Source organism: Photobacterium sp. MCCC 1A19761 (assembly GCF_037389125.1).
GTDB lineage: Bacteria > Pseudomonadota > Gammaproteobacteria > Enterobacterales > Vibrionaceae > Photobacterium.
Map to the genome: position 1 here is coordinate 73,345 of NZ_JAZGTF010000017.1, position 22,084 is coordinate 95,428.

Here is a 22,084-nt window from a genome sequence, read left to right on the forward strand (position 1 = left end):
TTATGCGTTTTGGAGTTGGTTTGACCGCGCTTTGGATAACGTTGCTTGGATTGCCGAGCGGGTGTCCCCCGACGGTGTCATTACCGCCGGGCAAACCGGTCAGAGCGTCTCGCTGTACTCGGTCAGGATTTGTTCGCACCACTGGGTAATACGGTCATCGCTCAGCTCGTACTGGCTGTCTTCGTCCAGGGCCAGACCGACGAAGAATTTCCGATCGTCGGTCAGGGCTTTCGAGGCTTCAAAGTTGTAACCTTCGTTCGGCCAGTAGCCGACATACTGAACGCCGGTCGGCAGCAATTGATCATGCAGCATGCCCATGGCGTCGAGGAACCACTCGGTATAGCCCTCCTGATCGCCCAGGCCAAACAGGGCTACGGTTTTGCCGCTCAGCGACAGCCCGTCCAATTGATCCCAGACGGCTTCCCAGTCTTCCTGCAGCTCACCGAAATCCCAGGTTGAAATCCCCAGGATCAGCATGTCGAAATCATTCATCGTGCTGGGATCTGTTTCTTTGATGTTGTGCATTTCGACCAGCTCAGCGCCGATACACTCCCGGATTTTCTCTGCCGCCATTTCGGTATAACAGGTGGTTGAGCCGTAGAATAAGCCAATTTTCATGCTGCGAGTCCAGTTGCTTTGTGCAGTTTAACAGTACCGGGGATTTTACCTAGGTTGATGCCGGTTGCCTAATGCTGTCGATGCAGCTCGCCGCCATGACGACCTTTCCTGACAGAAGAGCCGTTGCTTTTGCCGGGAAATCAACTAACATGTCGAAAAGTACTGTTTATTTATCCATGTTTTTGTGGGTGTAGGTGAGGCGCGCGTGGAAAACGATGCAAGGCTGCTGGAGCAGTTTCTGGATGCCATGTGGATGGAGCGGGGGCTGTCGGAAAATACGTTGACCTCGTATCGTAATGATTTAAATAAGCTCTGTCACTGGATTGAGCAAGAGCGCAGCAGTTTGAGCTCGGTGTCGGTCGATGACTTGCAACGCTATCAGCAATGGCTGTTCGATGCGGATTACAAACAGACTTCCCGGGCCCGGATGTTGTCGGCGATCCGCCGTCTGTTCCAGTATCTGCACCGGGAGAAAATCCGGGAAGATGATCCCAGTGCGCTGCTGATCGGCCCCAAGTTGCCCAAGCGGCTGCCGAAAGACATCACTGAAGCCCAGGTGGATGCGCTGCTTGAGGCGCCGGATCCGAACGATCCGATTGAGCTGCGGGATAAGGCGATGCTGGAGCTGCTGTATGCCACCGGGTTGCGGGTGACTGAGCTGGTCAGCCTGACGATGGAAAATGTCAGCCTGCGCCAGGGCGTGGTCCGGGTTACCGGCAAGGGCGATAAAGAACGCCTGGTGCCGATGGGCGAAAATGCGGTGGACTGGATTGAGCAGTTCCTGGCCAGCGGCCGTCCGACGTTGCTGGGCGAGAAAAGCTCGGATGTGGTGTTTCCGAGCAGGCGCGGTAAGCAGATGACCCGCCAGACCTTCTGGTACCGGATCAAACACTATGCGTTGATTGCCGGGATCGATGCCGACACGCTGTCGCCGCACGTCATGCGCCATGCGTTCGCCACCCATCTGCTCAATTACGGCGCAGATCTGCGGGTGGTGCAAATGCTGCTGGGCCACAGCGACCTGTCGACCACCCAGATTTATACTCATGTTGCCACCGAACGGCTGAAACAACTGCATCAGACGCACCATCCGAGGGCCTGATTTGTGTCCCTGACCAGAGTCGGTACAATGCCTTAAGTTGGTGACAGGCTGACGATGCACTTATACTCAAAAGGTTCGAGGTGGGTCACGGGTTACCCGGTCATTGCCGACGGGGATTGAACTTCGAAAGATTTCCGGACTCTGAGGGTCTTACTGGTTTCTATATTTTTGCTGAATGAAGGAAAGAGTCGATGCACTTATTGGGTCGTACGATACTTGCAACTGCGGTCGCGATGACGGCGTTTACGGCGGCTGCCAAACCGGATGAAGCTGCGATCAAGCGTAAACTGGGGGCCATCGGCCTGGCACCGTCGTCGATCAGCAGCTCGCCCATGCCGGGGATGAATGAAGCGGTCACCGAGCGCGGCATCGTCTATGTTTCTGACGACGGAAACTATTTCCTGGTGGGCCACCTGTATGACAACGCCGCTGCCAGCCCGGTCAACCTGACCGAGCAGAAAATGGCGCAGCTCAACAAGGCGAAACTGGCCGGGATGGAAGATGAGATGATTGTCTATCCGGCCAAAGATGAAAAATATGTGGTGACTGTCTTTACCGACACCACCTGTGGTTACTGCCGCAAGCTGCACAGCGAGATGCAGGCTTATAATGATGCCGGGATCACCATTCGCTACCTGGCGTTTCCACGCGGCGGCGAGCGCTCGCGGAACTTTGGCGAGATGAGCGCGATCTGGGCGGCGAAAGATCCGGCGAAAGCGATGGATGCAGCCAAAGACGGCAGTTTCGACGCCAACGGCCAGCCGCAGCGCGCGGATCTGGTGCGCAAACACTATGAGCTGGGGGTTGCCATGGGTGTGAACGGCACGCCGGCTCTGGTCCTGGAAGACGGTACCATGTTGCCGGGCTACCAACCGGCTAGCCGACTGCGCCAGCTGCTGGATAGCCGCGGCTAAGTCCGGACAGCTCAGCCAACCTGAATCAGACCCGGCTTCGTGTCAGCGAAGCCGGGTTTTTTATCGCGGTTGGATGGTATACTCCCCCTCAATTTTCTTGATTTGGTACAGAGCGCACCTTGTTATGATTGAAATAAAACGTCGCCCGGCGGCGGATATCAGCGGCTTTTCCGATGCCATCCATCCGTTGCTGAAACGCATTTATGCCAGCCGGGGCGCGACCACGGACCGCGATCTGGAGCGTGGTGCCCGGGGACTGCACGGTTTCAATCAACTTCACGGGATTGACGCCGCGGTGGCGCTGCTGGTGTCGGCGCTGGCCGAGCAGCGGCGGATCATCGTGGTCGGCGACTTTGATGCCGACGGCGCGACCAGCTCGGCGTTGTCGGTCCTGGCGCTGCGAATGCTGGGCAGCCGTAATGTCGATTACCTGGTGCCGAACAGGTTTGATGACGGCTACGGCCTGAGCCCGGAAGTGGTTGATCAGGCCGAGGCGCGCGGCGCCGAGCTGATTATGACCGTCGATAACGGGGTCTCGTCGATTGCCGGGGTCGCCGCGGCCAAAGCCAAAGGTATGCAGGTCCTGGTCACTGACCATCACCTGCCGGGCGACACCCTGCCGAACGCAGATGCCATCGTGAATCCGAACCTCCACGCGTGTGATTTTCCGTCCAAGGCGCTATGCGGGGTCGGCGTGGCGTTTTACCTGATGCTGGCGCTGCGGGCAGCCTTGCGGGAAGCCAACTGGTTCGCCGAGCAGGGGCTGGCGGAGCCGAATCTGGCAGAACTGCTCGACTTGGTTGCCCTCGGCACGGTGGCGGACGTGGTGGCGCTGGATGGCAACAACCGGATCCTGGTTCATCAGGGATTGCAGCGGATCCGGGCCGGCAAGTGTCGGCCGGGGATCCGGGCGCTGATCGAGGTGGCGAACCGCGACCCGGCCAAGCTGGTCTCGAGCGACCTCGGGTTTGCGCTCGGGCCGCGCATCAATGCGGCCGGGCGGCTAGACGATATGTCCTTTGGGGTAGAATTGCTGCTGTGCGATAACATGCCGGCCGCGCGGCGCATGGCCTCTGAGCTCGACGCGTTGAACCAGACTCGAAAGGAAATCGAGCAGGGCATGAAAGAAGAGGCGCTGGCAATCTGTGAGCGGCTCAAATTCAATCAGCAGGATATGCCCTACGGCCTGGCGCTGTTCCAGCGTGACTGGCACCAGGGCGTGATTGGCATTCTGGCCTCGCGGATCAAAGAGCTTTATCACCGTCCGGTGATTGCCTTTGCCGATGCCGGAAACGGCGAAATCAAGGGCTCCTGCCGTTCCATTCCCGGGCTGCACATGCGGGATGTGCTGGATGGGATTGATACCCAGAATCCGGGCATGATCCTCAAGTTCGGCGGCCACGCCATGGCGGCGGGGCTGACCATCCCGGAAACCCAGCTCGAAGCGTTCAGCCGGGCGTTCGATCAGGCCGTGCGCCGTGAACTGGATGAAGATGCCCTCAAAGGCGTGTTGCTGAGTGACGGGGAGTTGTCGCCGCAGGAGCTGAACTTGCCGACTGCTGAGCTGCTGCGCGCCGGCGGTCCCTGGGGCCAACAGTTTCCGGAGCCGATGTTTGACGGTGTGTTCCGTCTGCTGCACCAGAAACTGGTGGGGGGCAAACACCTGAAAATGATGTTGGAGCCGGTCAGTGGCGGCAGCGTGATCGACGGGATTGCTTTTAACATCGATCTGCGGCGCTGGCCGGATGCCTCGGTGCAGCAGGTGCATCTGGTCTATCGGCTGGACGTCAACGAGTACCGCGGTAACAGCAGTGCCCAGTTGATGGTCGAGCATCTCGAGCCGCAGTAAGCGCTTAATGCTTGTCCCGGATCGCGCTGCAATGGCCGATCCGGGAAAACAAATTTTGCAAGTCAGTCCGCATGCTGTTTCTGTGATCGGAGTTAAATAATAAAAATCGCCGATTCCCTTTCTTCCCCTCTGTATATTCTATCTACAATTCGATAGAATCCTTCGGTTATGTCCATTTCGGCAGTGAAGATTGGCAATGTTCGAGATTAATCCTATTAAAAATCGTCTTGAGGATGTATCAGCGCGTACTGATGTCCTTAGGGGGTATCTTTGACTACGATGCTAAGAAAGAGCGTCTGGAAGAAGTCAATGCAGAGTTAGAGCAACCGGATGTATGGAACGAGCCTGAGCGCGCCCAAGCGCTGGGGAAAGAGCGTGCATCTCTGGAAGCGGTAGTGGAAACCATTAACCAGCTGGATCAGGGCGTTGAAGACGTCGAAGGTCTGCTGGAGTTGGCGGTTGAAGAAAACGATCAGGAAACGTTTGACGAGGTTGAACCTGAGCTCCAGGAGCTGGAAAGCAAACTGGAGCAACTGGAGTTCCGTCGGATGTTTTCTGGCGACCATGACAGCGCAGACTGTTATATCGACCTTCAGGCTGGCTCGGGCGGTACCGAAGCCCAGGACTGGACTTCAATGATGCTGCGCATGTACCTGCGCTGGGCGGAAGCCAAAGGCTTCAAGACAGAGGTCATCGAAGTGTCCGAAGGCGATGTTGCCGGTTTGAAATCGGCTACGGTCCGTATCAGCGGCGAATATGCCTATGGTTGGCTGCGCACGGAAACCGGCGTTCACCGTTTGGTTCGTAAGTCGCCGTTTGACTCCGGCGGCCGTCGCCACACGTCGTTCGCTTCGGCATTCATCTATCCGGAAGTCGATGAGAATATCGATATCGACATTAACCCATCAGATCTGCGGATTGACGTGTACCGTGCCTCAGGGGCCGGTGGTCAGCACGTCAACACCACTGAATCTGCGGTACGGATTACCCACGTGCCAACCAATACCGTGGTGCAGTGTCAGAACGATCGCTCTCAGCATAAAAACAAAGATCAGGCGATGAAACAGTTGAAAGCAAAACTGTTTGAGCTTGAGATGCAAAAGCAAAATGCTGAGAAGCAAGCCAATGAAGATGCCAAGTCTGACATTGGCTGGGGCAGCCAGATCCGCTCTTACGTGCTGGATGATTCCCGAATTAAAGATTTACGTACCGGGGTGGAAAACCGCAACACCCAGGCCGTACTGGACGGCGATTTGGACCGTTTTATTGAAGCTAGCCTGAAATCAGGTCTGTAACCGTATCCGGTTAATAATTAAAGGGTTTCCCCATGACAGATCAATTACAAGATGAGAATAAGCTGATTGCCGAACGCCGCGCGAAACTGGATAAGATTCGCGAAGGCTGTAAAGCAAGCGGCCACCCGAATGATTTCCGTCGCGACAGCCTGGCGGCAGACCTGCAGGCGCAGTTTGGCGAGTTGAGCAAAGAAGCACTGGAAGAAGCAGGCAACGTGGTTGCCATTGCGGGCCGTGTGATGGCCAAGCGTGGCCCATTCCTGGCGATTCAGGATGTTTCAGGCCGTATTCAGGCGTACGCTGGCAAAGATGTACAGAAAGAGCTGAAAGAAAAGTACTCAGGTCTGGATATCGGTGACATCATTGGTGTGAAGGGCGAGCTGCACAAATCAGGCAAAGGCGACCTGTACGTCAACATGGACGAATACGTGCTGCTGACGAAAGCACTGCGTCCGTTGCCGGAGAAATTCCACGGCCTGACCGATCAGGAAATGCGTTACCGTCAGCGTTATGTTGACCTGATTGTGAACGAGGATTCTCGCAACGCGATGATGATGCGTTCAAAAGTCGTGAGCGCGATCCGTAACTTCATGACGACGAAAGGATTCATGGAAGTTGAAACGCCGATGATGCACGTGATCCCAGGCGGTGCGACGGCCCGTCCGTTTATTACCCATCACAACGCGCTGGACATCGACATGTACCTGCGTGTTGCGCCTGAGCTGTATCTGAAGCGTCTGGTGGTGGGTGGCTTCGAGCGTGTGTTCGAAATCAACCGTAACTTCCGAAACGAAGGTCTGTCGCCACGTCATAACCCTGAATTCACCATGATGGAATTCTACATGGCGTATGCGGACTACCGTGACCTGATGGATTTGACCGAAGAGATGCTGAGCAGCATCGCGCTGGATCTGTGCGGTACGACGAAACTGCCATACGGCGATGAGACGGTGGACTTCGGTGGTCCGTATCCGCGTCTGAGTATGCTGGACGCGATCAAGCAGTACAACCCGAACCATGAAGCGATCCAGCAGATGACTTACGCTGAAGTGAGCGACATCAACTTCATGCGTAACCTGGCGGAGTCGCTGAGCATCTCCGTTGAGAACTTCTGGACCTGTGGTCAGATCCTGGAAGAAGTCTTTGGTGAAACGGCTGAGCCGAAATTGATGCAGCCGACGTTCATCACTGAATATCCGGCTGATATTTCGCCGCTGGCCCGCCGCAATGATGAAAACCCATTCATCACGGATCGCTTTGAGTTCTTCATCGGTGGCCGTGAAGTGGCCAACGGCTTCTCGGAGCTGAATGATGCGGAAGATCAGGACCAACGCTTCAAGGCTCAGGTAGATGCCAAAGATGCCGGTGATGATGAAGCGATGTTCTACGATGCCGATTACATCACGGCACTGGAGCACGGCCTGCCGCCGACGGCGGGTCAGGGGATCGGGATTGATCGCCTGGTGATGTTGTTTACCAACACGCACACCATCCGTGACGTCATCCTGTTCCCGGCGATGCGTCCGCAACAGGGCTAACGGCCTGTCGGTTGTCTGAAAAAAAAGCCACCCTCGGTGGCTTTTTTTATTGCGGTCATGGCCTGAATCCAATGCGATCACTTCGATCTCTTGCATTTCCTGGTGTGTGATATCTGACAACTGTTGTTAATAATCAAATAGATAGATTCACTATGACTCGATTTGAAATCAAAACACGTACCGTCCTGATGGCGCTCGCGGCTGTTGTTCTTTCTGGTTGTCAGGCGATGAAGCTGACGCCTCCGGCTTCTGATTTTGTCGGCAACCTGCCGGATGAATACAAGGAAGAGCTGGTCGCCCTCAATGATGTCCCGTCCCAGCCGTTTCGCGGTGGGGTCCAGACCTTCCAGTTCGATCCGCAGACCTCGCTGCTGACCGTGATTTACCGCTTGCCGAATCCGCGCTGGTACTGGAATACGCATAAGGCGGATGCAGAGCTGGATGTCTTTCCGTATATCTGTGAACAGTTTGGCCGTTCGATCAGCGCAGGGCTCGGTGTACGCTTCTGGTATTCCGGTAACGGCGGTTTTGCCACGGATGTTGTGACGGGTGAAACCTGCCGCCAGCTCAACGCGGTTGAAGCGGGTTAACCCCCCTGTGATCTGTCACGGCTTTGACCGAGGTGGCTCTGCCAGAGCCCCGGGATTCAAAGCCGTGATATCAATTTTCCGATAGTGGAAAAATTCCCACAATTATCCCTATAGTGAATTTTTAAGTGTGACTAAATTCACATTAACGATAATTTAACGCCTGCCAAATAAAACGGTGTTCGCAGATGTTTTTGCTGAGTGCCTTATCTATAACCCCCAGATTTTAAACTGCTTTAGAGATTTATATTGTAATATGTATGATCTTTAAACGTTTGTTTCATGCTGTCTTGATGTAACTGTATTGTAAACATCTCGCTTTTCCCGGTTGTTGAACTGTGTAAAATGTCGCCTAACCCACGAGGAACAGTGGGAACAGGAAGTCAATAAATCCAATGCAAGCACAACAAACTGGAGATGGACGATGCAACAATCGCTATCAGGAAAAATATTTGCAGGCCTTTTCGCGGGCCTGATCATCGGGACTGCGATTCAGTACCTGTTTAACGGCGTGACATTCATGGACACTTATGTCCTGGGGCTGGCGGAAGGTGCCGGCGGCATGTTTGTTTCACTGATTAAACTGCTGGTGGTTCCGTTAGTTTACGTTTCAATTGTATGCGGGATCGTCGAGCTGAAAGACATCACTGCATTTGGTCGCTTAGGTGGAAAAACTTTTGGTCTCTACATTCTGAACACCATTATTGCGATCGCTGCAGCATTGACGGTGGGGATGATCTTCCAGCCGGGTGCAGGTGCTGAGCTGGCCGGGAGCGTGTCAGAAGCGGTGGAACTGACCACGACTGAAACGCCGGATATCTTCTCGCTGATCGTTAATATTGTCCCGAGCAACCCGTTCCAGGCGTTTGCCGACGGTGACATGTTACAAATCATCTTTATGGCCATTCTGACCGGCCTTGCGATCCAGGCCCTGGATCATCGTGGTGGTCCGGCGATTCGCACCTTTAAGATGGCCAATGAGCTGATGATGAAACTGGTCGGCCTGGTGATGAGCCTGGCACCTTACGGTGTATTTGCGCTGATGGTGCAACTGGGTGCGACGCTGGATGCGGCCACGCTGATGTCCGTTGCTGGCTATGTTGCCCTGGTCGTGACCATGCTGGTGTTCTGGATCTTTGTCTTCTATCCGATGATGGTTGGCCTGACGACAGGGATCAAGCCGACAGAGTTCCTGCGTCATACCCGTGAGCAAATCCTGTTCTCGTTGTCGACGGCCAGCTCGAATGCGACCATTCCGGTGACGATGCGCACCCTGACCGACAAACTGGGGGTTTCGAAATCTGTGGCAGGTTTCGGGGTGCCGCTGGGCGCAACGATGAACATGTCCGGTGTCTCGATTTACATTACCCTGGCGACGCTGTTTGTTGCCAATGCCTTCGGTCAGCCGATCAACAGCGCGGACTTGGTAACGCTTGGCCTGACGATTCTGCTGCTGTCGATTGGTGCCGGTGGTGTTCCGGGTGGCGGTGTGGTGATGGTCGGTGTCTTGCTGCACCAACTGGGTCTGCCTGCTGAAGGTCTGGCAATTGTGGCCGCGGTTGATCGGATTAACGATATGTTCTGTACCAGCTCGAATGTGGTCGGTGACACTGCGGTGAACACCATTGTGGCCAAGAGCGAAAACGAGATTGGTGTTGAAACCGAGGACGCTCAGCCGGAGACGGTGACCGTGAGTTAACTCGCAACTAAATGCGGATGTAAAAGCGCCTTCGGGCGCTTTTTGCGTTTCAGGACCATAAATATAATCAAGCTACTATCAAAATGTTAATTATAATAGTAAACAAGTTGCAACATTTTTGGGCAGGTATTTGAGTGTCACGCGCTGAAACAGCGGTGCCATGGCAATATTAATGGCTGGCCTGAGCGTGATGGGGAGTCGCAGGCAAAAGGATAGGCGGTGAAGGATGAGAACAGATGTAAAGCGTACTTCAGCCCTGGGAACGTTAATCGTACTGGGGGGGAATGACATTCCTTGGATCACTGCACTGGAGCAGGCCGGCTGGCGCTGCTACCGATGTTACGATTTGCGTGCGGCTGAAGCCCTGCTGCTGGAAGTCGGCCCCTGTATCGGGGTGGTGGATCTGACCCAGGATAACTTCAGCCTCAACGGGGTCGCCGGGGTGGTCAACCGCAATAAACAAGCACGCTGGCTGGCGTTGGCCCGGGAAGATCAGCTCAACACGGAGGCGATTTGTCAGTTTATCGTGAGCTTCTGCATTGATTACTTCACCTCGCCGGTCCCGGAATCCCAGTTACTCAAAACCATCGGCCACCAACGCGGCATGTTGCAGCTGGAGCGCAAAGTCTGGCCCGAGCTGGGACAGTTCGGCCAGCATGGCTTGCAGGGTAACACGGCGGTGATGAAAAAACTGCGTCACCAGGTGAAACGGATGGCGGCAGCCGATATGCCGGTGTTTGTTCAGGGCGAGATTGGCACCGGAAAAGAGCTGGTGGCCCAGGCCATTTATCAAGCGTCCACCCGGGCCAAGGGGCGTTTTATTACTCTGAGTGGTGAGGGGGTCGGCAGCGACTGGTTGACCGACGGGATTACGCCGTCCGATCCCGGCCGATGCTGCTTCAGTGCGGCAGATAAAGGGGTGCTGTTTCTCGATGAAGTCGCCCTGCTGGATGATGCCCGGCAGCAGGAGTTGTGCCGGTTCCTGGAAGATGGTGGGTTCACGACGACCGGCGGTCGGCAAGTGCATGCCGATGTCCGGCTGATCGTTTCGACACGCTACCCCTTGGAGACGCTGCTGGCCGAAGGGAAAATTCGTGAGGATCTGTATTATCGGCTTAACGTGCTGGGGCTGACGGTGCCGGCGCTGCGTGAACGGGGCGAGGATATCCTATTGTTGGCGGATTATCTGCTGACTAAGTTCTCCCGCCAGTACAACAGTATTGCCAAGTCGCTGTCCGAGGAAGCTCAGAAATTGCTGTTGAGCTATCCCTGGCCGGGGAATGTCCGCGAGCTGATCAGCCAATTGAAGCGGGCGATTTTATTGAGTGAAACCAAGGTGATTGAGCTGGAACATCTCGACTTACCGCGGATCCCCGATGACAAGCAGAGCCTGAAAAAGATTCGTGAAGAGTCTGAGCGCAGCGCATTGTTATCGGTGTTGGAGAATAACAAAGGCCAGATTTCAGCTGCAGCGCGTGAGCTGGGGGTATCTCGGGCGACGATGTATCGCTTGCTCAATAAGCACGATCTGGTCCCGCCGCCCCGACAGCAGTACCGGCAGGGATGATCGCCTGCCAATTTTTAAGATTTCAGTGAGATCTAAGGCATTCACTGAATTAATGCCGGATGAAATGGGACGAAACTATATTTATGCAATTGAGTGCTAATATATGCTTGTTTTATTCGTTTGGCTGGTTAAAATAAAACCATTCTCACCCATTTTTATTTACCAGGAGGAAACAAGATGAAAATCAGTGATCTGAACTCGAAGTGTCCTGCTGGTGATACCTCGAAACACACCAACATTTAACAGTTTTCCGCTGTAACCTCGGGCCGCGGAGATCTGTCGCGGCGACGATTTTATTCAGCCTCTCCCGGCAGACTCTGTGACCCTCCGACTTTTAACATGGAGAGTACACTTATGCGTCAATCAGTCTATTTACGCCTGGCCGTTCTATTGATCCGTCTGGATGTTCAACGGGAAGAAGCCCAGTGGCGGCGCCAACACAGCCGAGTTCGGGTGCATATGCCCAACCTGTCGCTGCATCTGAAACAGGACATCGGGATCGCCGCCGATAACCGGGTTGACTATGCGTTTCCTGCCGATAAAGCCGGTCGTCTGGCCCGCCGTCTCAGACGGGGTTATCAATCGCGATGGGTCACGTAATGTCGGCACCTTGCTGCGGCGTCTGTCGGAGTAAGGTGCAAGCTGAATGTTTAATGCAGAATGCTGAATGAAACAGCCCCCGTGAATCGGGGGCTTTTTCATGGGGTTAATCTGAGCGGGGCACTCAGGGGCACGGATTGGAGTAAGTGATCCCGGCGGCTTCCAAATCACTGAGTACTTCCTCGCTCAGGTGCAGGTCGATACTGTTGATATTGGCTTCGAGCTGGGCCAGGTTGGTGGCGCCGATGATATTGGCGGCCACAAAAGGACGCTGATTGACAAATGCCAGCGCCATTTGAGCCGGATCGAGGCCGTGCTTGCAGGCGATATCCACATAGGCTTGGGTGGCCGCGACGCCCTGCGGCGTGAAATAGCGAGAGAAGCGCTCGAACAGGGTACAGCGGGCCCCGGCTGGGCGTGCGCCATCGAGGTACTTCCCGCTCAGCGTGCCGAAAGCCAGCGGGGAGTAGGCCAGCAGTTCAACGCCCTCATGGTGGCTGATCTCGGACAGCCCGACTTCAAAGCTGCGGTTGAGCAAGTTGTAAGGGTTCTGAATCGAAATGACCCGGGGCAATCCGTGCTTTTCCGCCAGGCGCAGGAAGGACATCACACCCCAGGGCGTTTCGTTGGACAAGCCGATATAACGGACTTTGCCTGCCCGCACCAATTCAGCCAGGGCTTCCAGGCTGTCGGTGAGCGTCACGCCGGAGTGATCCTCCTGGTACTGGTAGTTGAGCTTGCCAAAACAGTTGGTTTCCCGCTGCGGCCAGTGCAGCTGATACAGATCGATGTAGTCGGTTTGCAGCCGGTTCAGGCTGGTTTCTACGGCATCATGAATATTGCGGCGATCCAGTGCCATGTTGTCGCGGATATGCGGAACCCCTCGCGGACCGGCGACCTTGGTTGCTAGCACGACTTTATCCCGATGGCCGGTTTTTTTCAGCCAATTGCCAATGAAAGTTTCGGTCAGGCCCTGCGTGTTCGGTTTCGGCGGCACCGGATACATTTCGGCGGTATCAATGAAATTGACGCCGCGCTCAAAGGCAAAATCCAGTTGGCTGTGCGCGTCGGCTTCCGTGTTTTGTTCACCGAAGGTCATGGTGCCGAGGCAGATCTTACTCACTTCGAGCGAGGAATGGGGGAGTCGATGATAGTCCATGAGCCCTCCTTGGACTGGCGTTTGATTGTCTGACTATAACCTGTCCTGAAGCCAAGGCAATGAAATAAATCGAAATCAAAGTCAATTTACGCCGCGGACCTTGCCGATAGAGCGAACCTGACACATAGTTAAACACGGTACGTGGCGATCCATGAAGGCATCGTGCTGCATGAAGCCGCCCCATTGACAGACCGGCAGTTTGACTGCGGTGTTCCGAGGAGATGCAATGAAATTATCTCAGTTAAAGCACTGGCTGAAGGCGGACGGCGGCAGTGTGCCGACCTGTATTTTAACCAGCTACGCGGGATGCTCTGACTATCTGATGGAAGTGGAGTTCAAAAATCAGCTCGAACCTCTGAAGCATGATAATGAGGAAATGATCCGGTTCCAGTCGATCGAACAGGTGAAGGATCTGCTGCGGCCGTTAGGGGTGACTTCCGTGATCCTGCGGGTGACCGATCCCTATGATGAATTTTCACCCGATGGCCAGGTGTCTGAGTGCCGCCAAGATATGACGATCGCCTTATAGCCGCCGGATTAAAGCAAGAAGGCGCGTGACAGGATCTCGGCGGTAAAGTTGGTTTTCAGGTAAAAGCCGCGGGGACGGGTTTTAATGATTTGGCCGTTGACGCCGTAGGCTTCGGTGAGCGCTTTACCGTTTGCAGCTTTGGGCCGAAGCTGGAGCACCTCACCGTGGCGGGCGGTAATGGTTTCCACCTGGCCCAGCACAATCATATCCATCAGCTCTTCCCAGTCATGGCGTAGCTGTTGCTCCTCGTCTGCCGACGGGCTCCAGAGCAGCGGAGAGCCGACCCGACGATCCCCCAGCGGAATATCCCTTTCACCTTCAACCGGTACCCACAGTACCCGCGCCAGTTTATGCCGGATATGGCTGTTCTCCCAGGTGACGCCTTGCAGGCCGACGAGCGGGGCCACACAGACGAAGGTGGTTTCCAGTGGTTTGCCGGTATAGCTGATCGGAATGGTTTTCAGCTCAATGCCCAGCTCGACAAAATCAGGCACGGGTTTGCTGCCGGCAGATGCACCGAGATGCCATTCGAGCAACTGGCCGACCCAGCCTTTATCGCGGCGAAGATCCGGCGGTGTCACCATCCCGGCCTCGGCTGCCAGTTCATCAAAGGTGCAGCCAGCCAGCGCATGGGCTCGGTCGAGTAGTTCCTGCTCGGAACGGGGAGTTGGGCGCATAGTTTCTCTGGATCAGGTGAAACAATGGGGTTTGAGGGAGGCATACTAACACAGCCCATCTAAGCTGATAATAGGTACGCCTTTGGTGCATCGGGAGCGACGGGGGTACCAGCGACTGGGCGCTGGGGTTGCTGGGGGCGGCAGTACCGGAAAAGCGGAGGATCTGCGGTTTCGGGGCGGCGCAGGGGCAAAGATATCCACAGGGTATCTGAAGAATTATTTCAGCGTGCTGGATCTGGGTATTTATCCAGGGGTTTGTTGCGATAATAGTCACTGTTGTGGTTGGTTTCTGAGCGTTTTGGCGTAATGGATGTGGATAAATTTTAGATTGGTTGATCTTTGACCGATCCGTTTCTCGGGGGGGGAGGATCTTTCCGGAAAGCCTTGGTGTTAATTTGTGTGATGATTTAATTTCATGTTTTTATGTGATTTTATGGTTAGTTTTGTACGTTTGTCTGGGTGGGCTATTAATAGGAGGGTCAGCAAAAGTATGGCAGATGTCAGCTTCTGCACAAATCTATCCACAGAAATCGTGTATAAATGTGGGGTGGGTCTCATTTGCCTGTTTATAAACTCCCCATATCGCGTGAGTTATCCAGAAACTGCGGGTTTTGTAGGAAAAAACAGTTATTAATTAGAATGTTTGTTTACCCATTGCAGCGTCTGTGAAAAAATCACTGTTAATAAAGATTTATACTTGAGGTCGTCCAGTGATTGATGGCGATGGATACCGCCCTAATGTAGGGATTGTGATCTGTAATAGCCATGGCCAAGTATTCTGGGCTCGACGATATGGACAACATTCCTGGCAATTTCCCCAAGGCGGCATCGATGAAGGGGAAACGCCTGAGCAGGCGATGTACCGGGAATTGTATGAGGAAGTAGGGCTTACCAAAAAAGATGTACGGGTTTTGGCATCCAGCCGCCACTGGTTGCGATATAAATTACCGAAACGTCTGGTACGGTGGGACTCGAAGCCTGTTTGTATCGGGCAAAAACAGAAATGGTTTTTGCTCAGCCTGGAATGCGATGAGTCAAAGGTGAATATGCAGCGTGGCAACACGCCGGAGTTTGATGGTTGGCGGTGGGTGAGTTATTGGTACCCGGTGCGACAGGTTGTGTCCTTCAAGCGCGATGTCTACCGACGGGCGTTAAAGGAGTTTGCGGCCATGGCGATGCCGTTCAAAGAAAGGAAGGAGCGCAAAGGGAAGCGCAGAAACCGGCGAGGGTAGCCCGGGCAACCCGGATAAGGTGAATTATGCTGACGCAGCTGAGAGAAATTGTGGAGAAAGTCGCCAGTGCGCCCAGTCTGATCGAAGCGCTCGATCAACTGGTGGTCAGCACTTGCCAGGCCATGAAGACGGATTGCTGCTCGGTGTATATCGCCGATTATGAGCGACGCCAGTTTACCCTGATGGCAACTCAGGGGCTGACCAAGCCCCATCACCAGGTCTCGCTCGCCTTCGATGAAGGGCTGGTCGGACTGGTCGGACGCACGGCTGAGCCGATCAATGTGGCCGACGCCCATCATCATCCCCACTTCAAACATATGCCCGGCATCGGCGAGGAGCTGTTCGGCTCCTTTTTCGGCACCCCCATTATTCATCAGCGCCAGGTATTGGGCGTACTGGTGATCCAGCAGCATCAGCGGCGCGAATTTAATGAAAGTGAAGAATCATTCCTGATCACCCTGGCGGCCCAGCTGGCCATGGTTCTGGCGCACGCCAAGGCGCAGGGGATGTGGCCGGATCAACGTAACGGGCTGCACTTGATCGGCTCAGCAGCCTCAAGCGGGGTGGCTGTCGCCAATGCCTGGTGGGATGACAACCAGCCGCGGTTGGATCATGTCCTGCCCGCGTCCTGCCTGGATATCGAAGCCGAACAAGAGCGGCTGAGTATCGCCATCGAATTGGCCAGTGCCGAGTTTCGCCGTCTGCGCAAGCGTTTTGACAGCGAGCTGCATAAAGAGACGCTGGCGATTTTCGATTTGTTCAGCCATCTGCTCAATGATCCGATGCTGCGCAAGGATTTGTTTGCCCGAGTGGCCAGCCGGGATATGGCCGAGTGGGCGATCCGCCAGGTGGTGGAAGCCTATTCCGATCGTTTTGCCAATATGAAGGACGATTACCTCAAAGAGCGAGCGCAGGATATTCGTGAGCTGGGCCAGCGCTTGTTGTTCTTCCTTTATAACAGTGAAGTGCATGAGCGCGACTGGGACGAGCCGGTTGTGCTGCTGACCCGGGAGCTGACGGCGGCGATGCTGGCCAGCGTCCCGCGTGACAAGCTGGCCGCGGTGGTGGCCCAGGAAGGCGCGGCCAACTCCCATGCGGCAATCCTGTCGCGCGCGCTGGGGATCCCTGCCGTTATGGGGGTGGATTTTGTCCCGGAACTGGTCCATGGCCGCCAGGTGATCGTCGATGGTTATCGCGGCGACTTGCTGGTTAATCCGGACCGTCATGTCCTGACCGAATACCGGCGCCTGATGCGTGAAGAGGACGAGTTGTCGGCACGGGTCGAGCTGGAGTTGGGGAAAGCCACCTACACTCAGGATCAACAGCGCGTTTATATTCATCTCAATGCCGGCCTCAGTGCCGATACCAGTATCGCCGTTAACGAGGGTGTTGACGGGGTGGGCCTGTACCGGACGGAAGTCCCGTTCCTGCTTCAGCGCAGTTTCCCGTCGGAAGAAGAGCAGACGGCCCAGTATCGCTCAATTCTGTCGACTTACCGTGATAAACAGGTAGTGATGCGGACCCTGGATGTGGGGGGAGATAAGCCGCTGCCTTACCTGACCATTGAAGAAGATAATCCGTTTCTCGGCTGGCGGGGGATCCGCTTTACCCTGGATCATCCGGAAATCTTCCTGATCCAGGTGCGGGCCATGCTCAAAGCCAGCATTGGCCTGGACAACATGGATATCCTGTTGCCGATGATTTCCGGCATCGCCGAGCTCGATGATTCCAAGGCCTTGATCGACAGGGCGTATCAGGAAGTCGCCAAGTACGCCCAGGCACAAGGGCAAACCCTGAAGCGGCCGCGGCTCGGGATCATGATCGAGGTGCCGTCGATTTTGTATCAACTCCGAGCGCTGCGCGGCAAGGTTGATTTTATCTCCGTCGGTAGTAATGACTTAACGCAGTATTTACTGGCGGTGGATCGGAACAATGCCCGGGTTGCCAGTGTCTATGATGCGTTGCATCCGGCGGTGTTGCATGCCCTCAAGCAGATTGAAGAAACTGCCGAGGCTATGGGGATGCCGGTCAGCGTTTGTGGTGAATTAGCCGGGGACCCGATTGGTGCGTTGCTGCTGGTGGGAATGGGTTATCGTTCCCTGAGTATGAATACCCGCAACGTCGCCCGGATCAAATATTTATTGCGCCATATCTCCGTTCAGGACATGGAGCAGCTCAGTCAGTTTGCGTTGCAGGCGACGTTTGGCAATGAAGTGCGGGATAAAATTACCGCCTTCGTTGATGCCCAAGGTTTAGGCGGTTTTATCCGCGCAGGTAAGTAGAAGAAAGAGATGACAGAGAGTACCTTGTGGCTGTTTGCCATGTGTTTGGGGTTAGGCGGCTGTGTTGGCCTGCTGGCCGGGTTACTGGGAATTGGCGGTGGTCTGGTGGTTGTGCCGGCGCTGGTCTGGCTGTTGCCGCAGGCGGGAATTGATGCGGGCCTGGTGATGCATATTGCCCTGGCCACATCGCTGGCCAGTATTGTGCTGACTTCCGGCGCATCAGCGCGGAATCATCTTCGCCTGGGGAATGTCGACTTTACGATCGTGAAAAGTCTGGCACCCGGGGTGATTGTTGGCGGGGGATGCGGTAGTGTGATTGCCGAACTGGTGCCGACGGCCTTGTTACCGAAAATATTTGCGGTGATTGTACTGCTGTTAGCGTTGCAGATGCTGATGTCGATGCGCGTGACCAGTCCGCGTCCGCTGCCCGGTCGGCTGGCGACCGTGTGTAGTGGCGGGATGATTGGCGTTGTCTCCAGCTTGGCCGGGATTGGTGGCGGCTCGCTGACGGTGCCTTACCTGAGTGCGCATGGGGTCGAAATGCGGCGGGCCATTGGCAGTGCGTCCCTGTCCGGCGCCCTGATTGCGGTCGCCGGCATGGTCGGGTTTATTGCTGCCGGTGTCGGCGATGAGGCGCTGCCGAGTCTGAGCCTCGGCTATGTGTATTTGCCGGCCCTGGCCGGTATTGTGATCACCTCCATGGTGACTACCCGTTATGGGGCTGCTTTGGTGAGCCAGCTACCGACGGCCACGCTGAAGAAAATTTTTGCGGTCTTTTTGCTGTGTATCAGTATCAAGATGTTTTTGGGATAATGATTGAACGGGCCATCCGCCATCCGGCGGGTGCCTGATTGACTGAGATTGATTGAATGAGCCAAGGTTATTTAACGTTTCCGAATATTGACCCGGTGGTCATTGAACTCGGCCCGCTGGCGGTGCGCTGGTATGGCCTGATGTACTTGCTGGGATTCTTGTTCGCCATGTGGCTGGCCAATCGCCGGGCAGATAAGCCGGGTAGTGGCTGGACCCGCGAGCAGGTCAGCGACTTGTTGTTCGCCGGGTTCCTTGGCGTGGTGCTGGGCGGGCGCATTGGCTATGTCCTGTTTTATAACTTCGACCTGTTCCTGGCCGATCCGCTGTATTTGTTCAAAGTCTGGACCGGCGGCATGTCGTTCCACGGTGGGTTGCTCGGGGTGATCACGGCGATGTTCTGGTATGCCCACAAGCAGGGGCGGACCTTTTTCAATGTGGCTGATTTTGTCGCGCCGCTGGTGCCTTTTGGTCTCGGGGTTGGCCGGCTCGGCAACTTCATCAACGGTGAACTGTGGGGACGGACCACGGACGTGCCGTGGGCCATGGTGTTCCCGACCGGCGGACCGTTGCCGCGCCACCCGTCGCAGCTGTATGAGTTCTTCCTCGAAGGTCTGGTGCTGTTGTTCATCCTCAATATCTTTATTCGCAAGCCGCGTCCGGCCGGGGCGGTTTCCGGTCTGTTCCTGCTCGGCTACGGCAGCTTCCGCTTTATTGTCGAGTATTTCCGCGAACCGGATGCACACCTGGGGCTGTTTGGCGGCTGGATCAGCATGGGCCAGATCCTGTCGCTGCCGATGGTAATCGGCGGTCTGTTGCTGATGCTGTGGGCGTATAAGTTTCAGCCACGCAACAAAACGGCATAAGCCGTGAAAACTCCGGTAACCCCGGGGAAGCAAGCGATTGACCACAGGCAGCCTTTCGGCTGCCTGTTTTCGTTCATTCTGATAAAATTGAGCCAACAGTGTACCGCTGCGGTACGGCTCAACGAACAACGGGTGGGAAAATGAAGCAGTATTTAGCGCTCTGTCAGCGCATTGTTGATGACGGCGTATGGGTTGAAAATGAACGGACCGGGAAGCGTTGTCTGACGGTGGTGAATGCCGATTTGAGCTATGATGTCGCGAACAACCAGTTTCCGTTGATCACTACGCGCAAAAGTTTCTGGAAGGCCGCGATTGCCGAGCTGCTGGGCTATCTGCGCGGCTACGACAGCGCCGCGCAGTTTCGCGCGATTGGCTGTAACACCTGGAATGCCAACGCCAACGAGAATGAAGCCTGGCTGAATAACCCGCACCGGCAAGGTGAGGATGACATGGGCCGGGTATACGGGGTCCAGGGGCGTCGCTGGCAGAAGCCGGACGGCTCGACGGTCGATCAGCTGCGAAAAATCGTCGACGATCTCAGCCGTGGCATCGATGACCGCGGGGAAATCCTGACGTTTTATAACCCGGGCGAGTTTGATCGCGGTTGTCTGCGCCCGTGCATGCACACTCATACCTTCTCCCTGCTGGGGGATACGCTTCATCTCACCAGCTATCAGCGCTCCTGTGATGTCCCGCTGGGGCTGAACTTCAATCAGGTTCAGGTCTTTACGCTGCTGGCGCTGATGGCGCAAATCACGGGCCACAAGCCGGGGCAGGCTTATCACAAGATCATTAACGCGCACATTTATGAGGATCAGCTGCCGCTGATGCGGGATGTACAGCTCAAGCGTGAGCCGTTCCCGTCACCACAGCTGAAAATCAATCCGGATATTCGCTCGCTTGACGATCTTGAAACCTGGGTGACACTGGATGATTTTGAAGTCACGGGCTATCAGCACCACGAGCCGATCAAGTATCCGTTTTCGGTCTAAGCATTTGTTTTCGATCTAAGAGCATTCGTTCTTGGCCTTAAGCATATTCGGGTCTAAGCATAGCTCTGGGCCGCGATAAGCTTGAGGTTATCGCACCGGCCCCAAAACGACAAAAGCCCCGCAATTGCGGGGCTTTTTCATGGGCGACTGCCGGGGAGTCGTTAGGCCGTAAAGGCCAGGATAGAGCCCGGAATCGCGATAAAGACCAGACCCAGGTAGGCAGCAACTGCGGCTTTGTTACGGCTGGCCAGGTCGCTTAGGGAGAACGCAGCCTTCAGCGGGAGTTCGCGCAGGAACGGTACGCCATAAATCAGCAGGGTAGCCAGGACGTTAAACGACAGGTGCACCAGGGCGATTTGCAGCGCAAAGATGGCGTTCTCGCCGGAGATTGCCGTCGCGGCCAGCAGGGCGGTGATACAGGTTCCGATGTTGGCACCCAGAGTGAACGGGTAGACATCACGGACTTTCAGAACGCCGGTCCCAACCAGTGGCACCATCAGGCTGGTGGTGGTTGATGACGACTGAACCAGAACCGTTACCACGGTGCCAGAGGCAATGCCGTGGATCGGACCGCGACCAATGGCGCTTTTCAGAATTTCGCGGGCACGGCCGACCATCAGGCTACGCATCAGTTTGCCCATTACTGTAATGGCCAGGAAGATTAAGGCAATACCGATGACGATCATCACCACGCCACCCATGTTGCCCAGGGCTTCCAGTGGACCTTTGACCGCAGCAACTGCAGGCTTGGTCAGCACCTTCATGAAGTTCATGCCCTTGAGGCTCATATTGCCGGCATCCATCAGCGGCGTCACCAGCCAGGTTGATACTTTATTGAGGATCCCGAACATCATCTCCAGCGGCAGGAAAATCGCAACAGCCAGCAGGTTAAAGAAGTCATGAACAGTGGCACTGGCAAACGCGCGGCGGAACTCATCTTTGCAGCGGGCGTGGCCCAGGCTGACCAGGGTATTGGTCACCGTGGTGCCGATATTGGCCCCCATCACCATTGGAATGGCGGTCTCTACAGGCAGGCCCCCGGCGACCAGGCCGACAATAATGGAAGTAACCGTGCTGGAGGATTGAATCAGAGACGTTGCCACCAGGCCGATCATCAGGCCGGCAATCGGGTGGGACGCGAATTCAAACAGGGTTTTGGCTTGTTCGCCTACTGACCATTTAAAGCCGCTGCTCACCATAGACACAGCAACCAGTAGTATGTAAAGCATGAACGCCAGATTAGCCCAGCGGACCCAACGCATAGAGCTGCTCATCTGTTCAGCAGTAGTGGCTTGGGTAGTCATAATCATTTCTCCATGACAAGAGTATGTCGTTTGGGTTTCATTAAAGTGAAATCTGCGGGCGATGGTAGAGATCGAATATTTCAGAAATATGACATTTCTGACAACAACGGAAATCTGTGGTTGTTTTGTGACCAGTTAAGACGGTTAAAAATGTAACGGCGTCTATACGTTTCAGATTAATTCTATGTTTTATAGATACTTAGTTAGTCATTTATCACTTGGGGAAAGATGGCGTTTTTTGCTCTATTTCCGGTCAAAGCCAGTGCACTCTTGTCTCTATTGAGTGTTTTCATAGTAATTCATAAAGCCAATTTTGGCGCCAGCCATCAATTATGCGGAATATTGCTTTGTATTCCATTTAATACCTCGGTTTTTTCGAGGTCTTATCTCTAAACAAACGATTTTTCAGAGTAGGACGCTGACGTCTAAACTATTTTTACACATTCATTGTGACATTTGTTTCA

Annotated in this window: 19 protein-coding genes; 15 read left to right on the forward strand and 4 right to left on the reverse strand. The window is 55.0% G+C overall.

Going from position 1 to position 22,084, the window contains the following annotated elements; all coding sequences use genetic code 11:
* Window positions 1-99: 99 nt before the first annotated feature.
* Window positions 100-618, reverse strand: coding sequence for a flavodoxin FldB (gene fldB, locus VV869_RS15985; RefSeq protein ID WP_337735919.1), 519 nt, complete (start codon window positions 616-618; stop codon window positions 100-102).
* Window positions 619-823: 205 nt separating this feature from the next.
* Between fldB and xerD the strand changes: the two genes are divergently transcribed.
* From xerD to VV869_RS16030, 9 genes are all read left to right on the forward strand, one after another.
* A complete protein-coding gene (xerD, locus tag VV869_RS15990; protein ID WP_337735920.1) occupies window positions 824-1,720 on the forward strand; it encodes a site-specific tyrosine recombinase XerD in 897 nt (298 codons plus the stop codon).
* 191 nt (window positions 1,721-1,911) lie between these two features.
* Complete coding sequence (gene dsbC, locus VV869_RS15995; protein ID WP_261600902.1) at window positions 1,912-2,634, forward strand: bifunctional protein-disulfide isomerase/oxidoreductase DsbC; 723 nt, start codon at window positions 1,912-1,914, stop codon at window positions 2,632-2,634.
* 124 nt (window positions 2,635-2,758) lie between these two features.
* Window positions 2,759-4,483, forward strand: coding sequence for a single-stranded-DNA-specific exonuclease RecJ (gene recJ / locus VV869_RS16000; RefSeq protein ID WP_337735921.1), 1,725 nt, complete (start codon window positions 2,759-2,761; stop codon window positions 4,481-4,483).
* A 196-nt stretch (window positions 4,484-4,679) separates the two neighbouring features.
* A protein-coding gene (gene prfB / locus VV869_RS16005) for a peptide chain release factor 2 (RefSeq protein WP_337735922.1) occupies window positions 4,680-5,778 on the forward strand; the annotation gives its coding sequence in 2 pieces (ribosomal slippage) (window positions 4,680-4,754 and window positions 4,756-5,778; 1,098 coding nt in all).
* 32 nt (window positions 5,779-5,810) lie between these two features.
* Complete coding sequence (gene lysS / locus VV869_RS16010) at window positions 5,811-7,316, forward strand: lysine--tRNA ligase (RefSeq protein ID WP_337735923.1); 1,506 nt, start codon at window positions 5,811-5,813, stop codon at window positions 7,314-7,316.
* A 152-nt stretch (window positions 7,317-7,468) separates the two neighbouring features.
* Window positions 7,469-7,906: a hypothetical protein gene (locus VV869_RS16015; RefSeq protein WP_337735924.1), complete on the forward strand. Its 438-nt coding sequence runs from the start codon at window positions 7,469-7,471 to the stop codon at window positions 7,904-7,906.
* A 421-nt stretch (window positions 7,907-8,327) separates the two neighbouring features.
* Entirely contained in the window at window positions 8,328-9,602 is a 1,275-nt protein-coding gene (locus tag VV869_RS16020; RefSeq protein ID WP_337735925.1) for a dicarboxylate/amino acid:cation symporter, read from the forward strand.
* Between the two features lie 226 nt (window positions 9,603-9,828).
* Window positions 9,829-11,169 (forward strand): sigma-54-dependent transcriptional regulator, encoded by a 1,341-nt coding sequence (locus tag VV869_RS16025; protein WP_337735926.1) that lies wholly within the window; start codon window positions 9,829-9,831, stop codon window positions 11,167-11,169.
* A 354-nt stretch (window positions 11,170-11,523) separates the two neighbouring features.
* Window positions 11,524-11,769 (forward strand): hypothetical protein, encoded by a 246-nt coding sequence (locus VV869_RS16030; protein ID WP_337735927.1) that lies wholly within the window; start codon window positions 11,524-11,526, stop codon window positions 11,767-11,769.
* Between the two features lie 124 nt (window positions 11,770-11,893).
* Here the strand turns inward: VV869_RS16030 and VV869_RS16035 are convergent, their stop codons facing one another.
* Window positions 11,894-12,928 (reverse strand): NADP(H)-dependent aldo-keto reductase, encoded by a 1,035-nt coding sequence (locus tag VV869_RS16035; RefSeq protein ID WP_337735928.1) that lies wholly within the window; start codon window positions 12,926-12,928, stop codon window positions 11,894-11,896.
* 226 nt (window positions 12,929-13,154) lie between these two features.
* Between VV869_RS16035 and VV869_RS16040 the strand changes: the two genes are divergently transcribed.
* Window positions 13,155-13,457: a DUF6482 family protein gene (locus VV869_RS16040; RefSeq protein WP_337735929.1), complete on the forward strand. Its 303-nt coding sequence runs from the start codon at window positions 13,155-13,157 to the stop codon at window positions 13,455-13,457.
* A gap of 8 nt (window positions 13,458-13,465) precedes the next feature.
* Here VV869_RS16040 and mutH read toward each other — a convergent pair whose 3' ends face one another.
* Complete coding sequence (gene mutH, locus VV869_RS16045) at window positions 13,466-14,134, reverse strand: DNA mismatch repair endonuclease MutH (protein WP_337735930.1); 669 nt, start codon at window positions 14,132-14,134, stop codon at window positions 13,466-13,468.
* Window positions 14,135-14,844: 710 nt separating this feature from the next.
* On the opposite strand from mutH, the gene rppH reads away from it, so the two are divergent.
* The 5 genes from rppH to VV869_RS16070 all read left to right on the forward strand — a co-directional run bounded on the left by rppH (window position 14,845) and on the right by VV869_RS16070 (window position 20,316).
* Window positions 14,845-15,366 carry an RNA pyrophosphohydrolase gene (rppH, locus tag VV869_RS16050; protein ID WP_337735931.1) on the forward strand — a complete coding sequence of 174 codons (522 nt, stop codon included), beginning with the start codon at window positions 14,845-14,847 and terminating at the stop codon, window positions 15,364-15,366.
* Window positions 15,367-15,392: 26 nt separating this feature from the next.
* On the forward strand, window positions 15,393-17,648 hold the full coding sequence (gene ptsP, locus VV869_RS16055) for a phosphoenolpyruvate--protein phosphotransferase (protein ID WP_337735932.1): 2,256 nt from the start codon (window positions 15,393-15,395) through the stop codon (window positions 17,646-17,648).
* Window positions 17,649-17,657: 9 nt separating this feature from the next.
* Entirely contained in the window at window positions 17,658-18,461 is an 804-nt protein-coding gene (locus tag VV869_RS16060) for a sulfite exporter TauE/SafE family protein (protein WP_337735933.1), read from the forward strand.
* Window positions 18,462-18,517: 56 nt separating this feature from the next.
* Window positions 18,518-19,324, forward strand: a complete 807-nt coding sequence (gene lgt, locus VV869_RS16065; RefSeq protein ID WP_337735934.1) for a prolipoprotein diacylglyceryl transferase — start codon at window positions 18,518-18,520, stop codon at window positions 19,322-19,324.
* Between the two features lie 140 nt (window positions 19,325-19,464).
* Entirely contained in the window at window positions 19,465-20,316 is an 852-nt protein-coding gene (locus tag VV869_RS16070; RefSeq protein ID WP_337735935.1) for a thymidylate synthase, read from the forward strand.
* A gap of 161 nt (window positions 20,317-20,477) precedes the next feature.
* Here the strand turns inward: VV869_RS16070 and VV869_RS16075 are convergent, their stop codons facing one another.
* The gene (locus VV869_RS16075; RefSeq protein WP_337735936.1) at window positions 20,478-21,620 is read right to left on the reverse strand and encodes a Na/Pi symporter; all 1,143 of its coding nucleotides are present in this window, start codon (window positions 21,618-21,620) and stop codon (window positions 20,478-20,480) included.
* Window positions 21,621-22,084 lie beyond the last annotated feature (464 nt).

Coding starts and splice junctions, on each gene's coding strand:
- fldB (WP_337735919.1), bottom strand. CDS start 618: ATGAAAATTGGCTTATTCTACGGCTCAACCACCTGTTATACCGAAATG.
- dsbC (WP_261600902.1), top strand. CDS start 1,912: ATGCACTTATTGGGTCGTACGATACTTGCAACTGCGGTCGCGATGACG.
- recJ (WP_337735921.1), top strand. CDS start 2,759: ATGATTGAAATAAAACGTCGCCCGGCGGCGGATATCAGCGGCTTTTCC.
- lysS (WP_337735923.1), top strand. CDS start 5,811: ATGACAGATCAATTACAAGATGAGAATAAGCTGATTGCCGAACGCCGC.
- VV869_RS16015 (WP_337735924.1), top strand. CDS start 7,469: ATGACTCGATTTGAAATCAAAACACGTACCGTCCTGATGGCGCTCGCG.
- VV869_RS16020 (WP_337735925.1), top strand. CDS start 8,328: ATGCAACAATCGCTATCAGGAAAAATATTTGCAGGCCTTTTCGCGGGC.
- VV869_RS16025 (WP_337735926.1), top strand. CDS start 9,829: ATGAGAACAGATGTAAAGCGTACTTCAGCCCTGGGAACGTTAATCGTA.
- VV869_RS16030 (WP_337735927.1), top strand. CDS start 11,524: ATGCGTCAATCAGTCTATTTACGCCTGGCCGTTCTATTGATCCGTCTG.
- VV869_RS16035 (WP_337735928.1), bottom strand. CDS start 12,928: ATGGACTATCATCGACTCCCCCATTCCTCGCTCGAAGTGAGTAAGATC.
- VV869_RS16040 (WP_337735929.1), top strand. CDS start 13,155: ATGAAATTATCTCAGTTAAAGCACTGGCTGAAGGCGGACGGCGGCAGT.
- mutH (WP_337735930.1), bottom strand. CDS start 14,134: ATGCGCCCAACTCCCCGTTCCGAGCAGGAACTACTCGACCGAGCCCAT.
- ptsP (WP_337735932.1), top strand. CDS start 15,393: ATGCTGACGCAGCTGAGAGAAATTGTGGAGAAAGTCGCCAGTGCGCCC.
- VV869_RS16060 (WP_337735933.1), top strand. CDS start 17,658: ATGACAGAGAGTACCTTGTGGCTGTTTGCCATGTGTTTGGGGTTAGGC.
- lgt (WP_337735934.1), top strand. CDS start 18,518: ATGAGCCAAGGTTATTTAACGTTTCCGAATATTGACCCGGTGGTCATT.
- VV869_RS16070 (WP_337735935.1), top strand. CDS start 19,465: ATGAAGCAGTATTTAGCGCTCTGTCAGCGCATTGTTGATGACGGCGTA.
- VV869_RS16075 (WP_337735936.1), bottom strand. CDS start 21,620: ATGACTACCCAAGCCACTACTGCTGAACAGATGAGCAGCTCTATGCGT.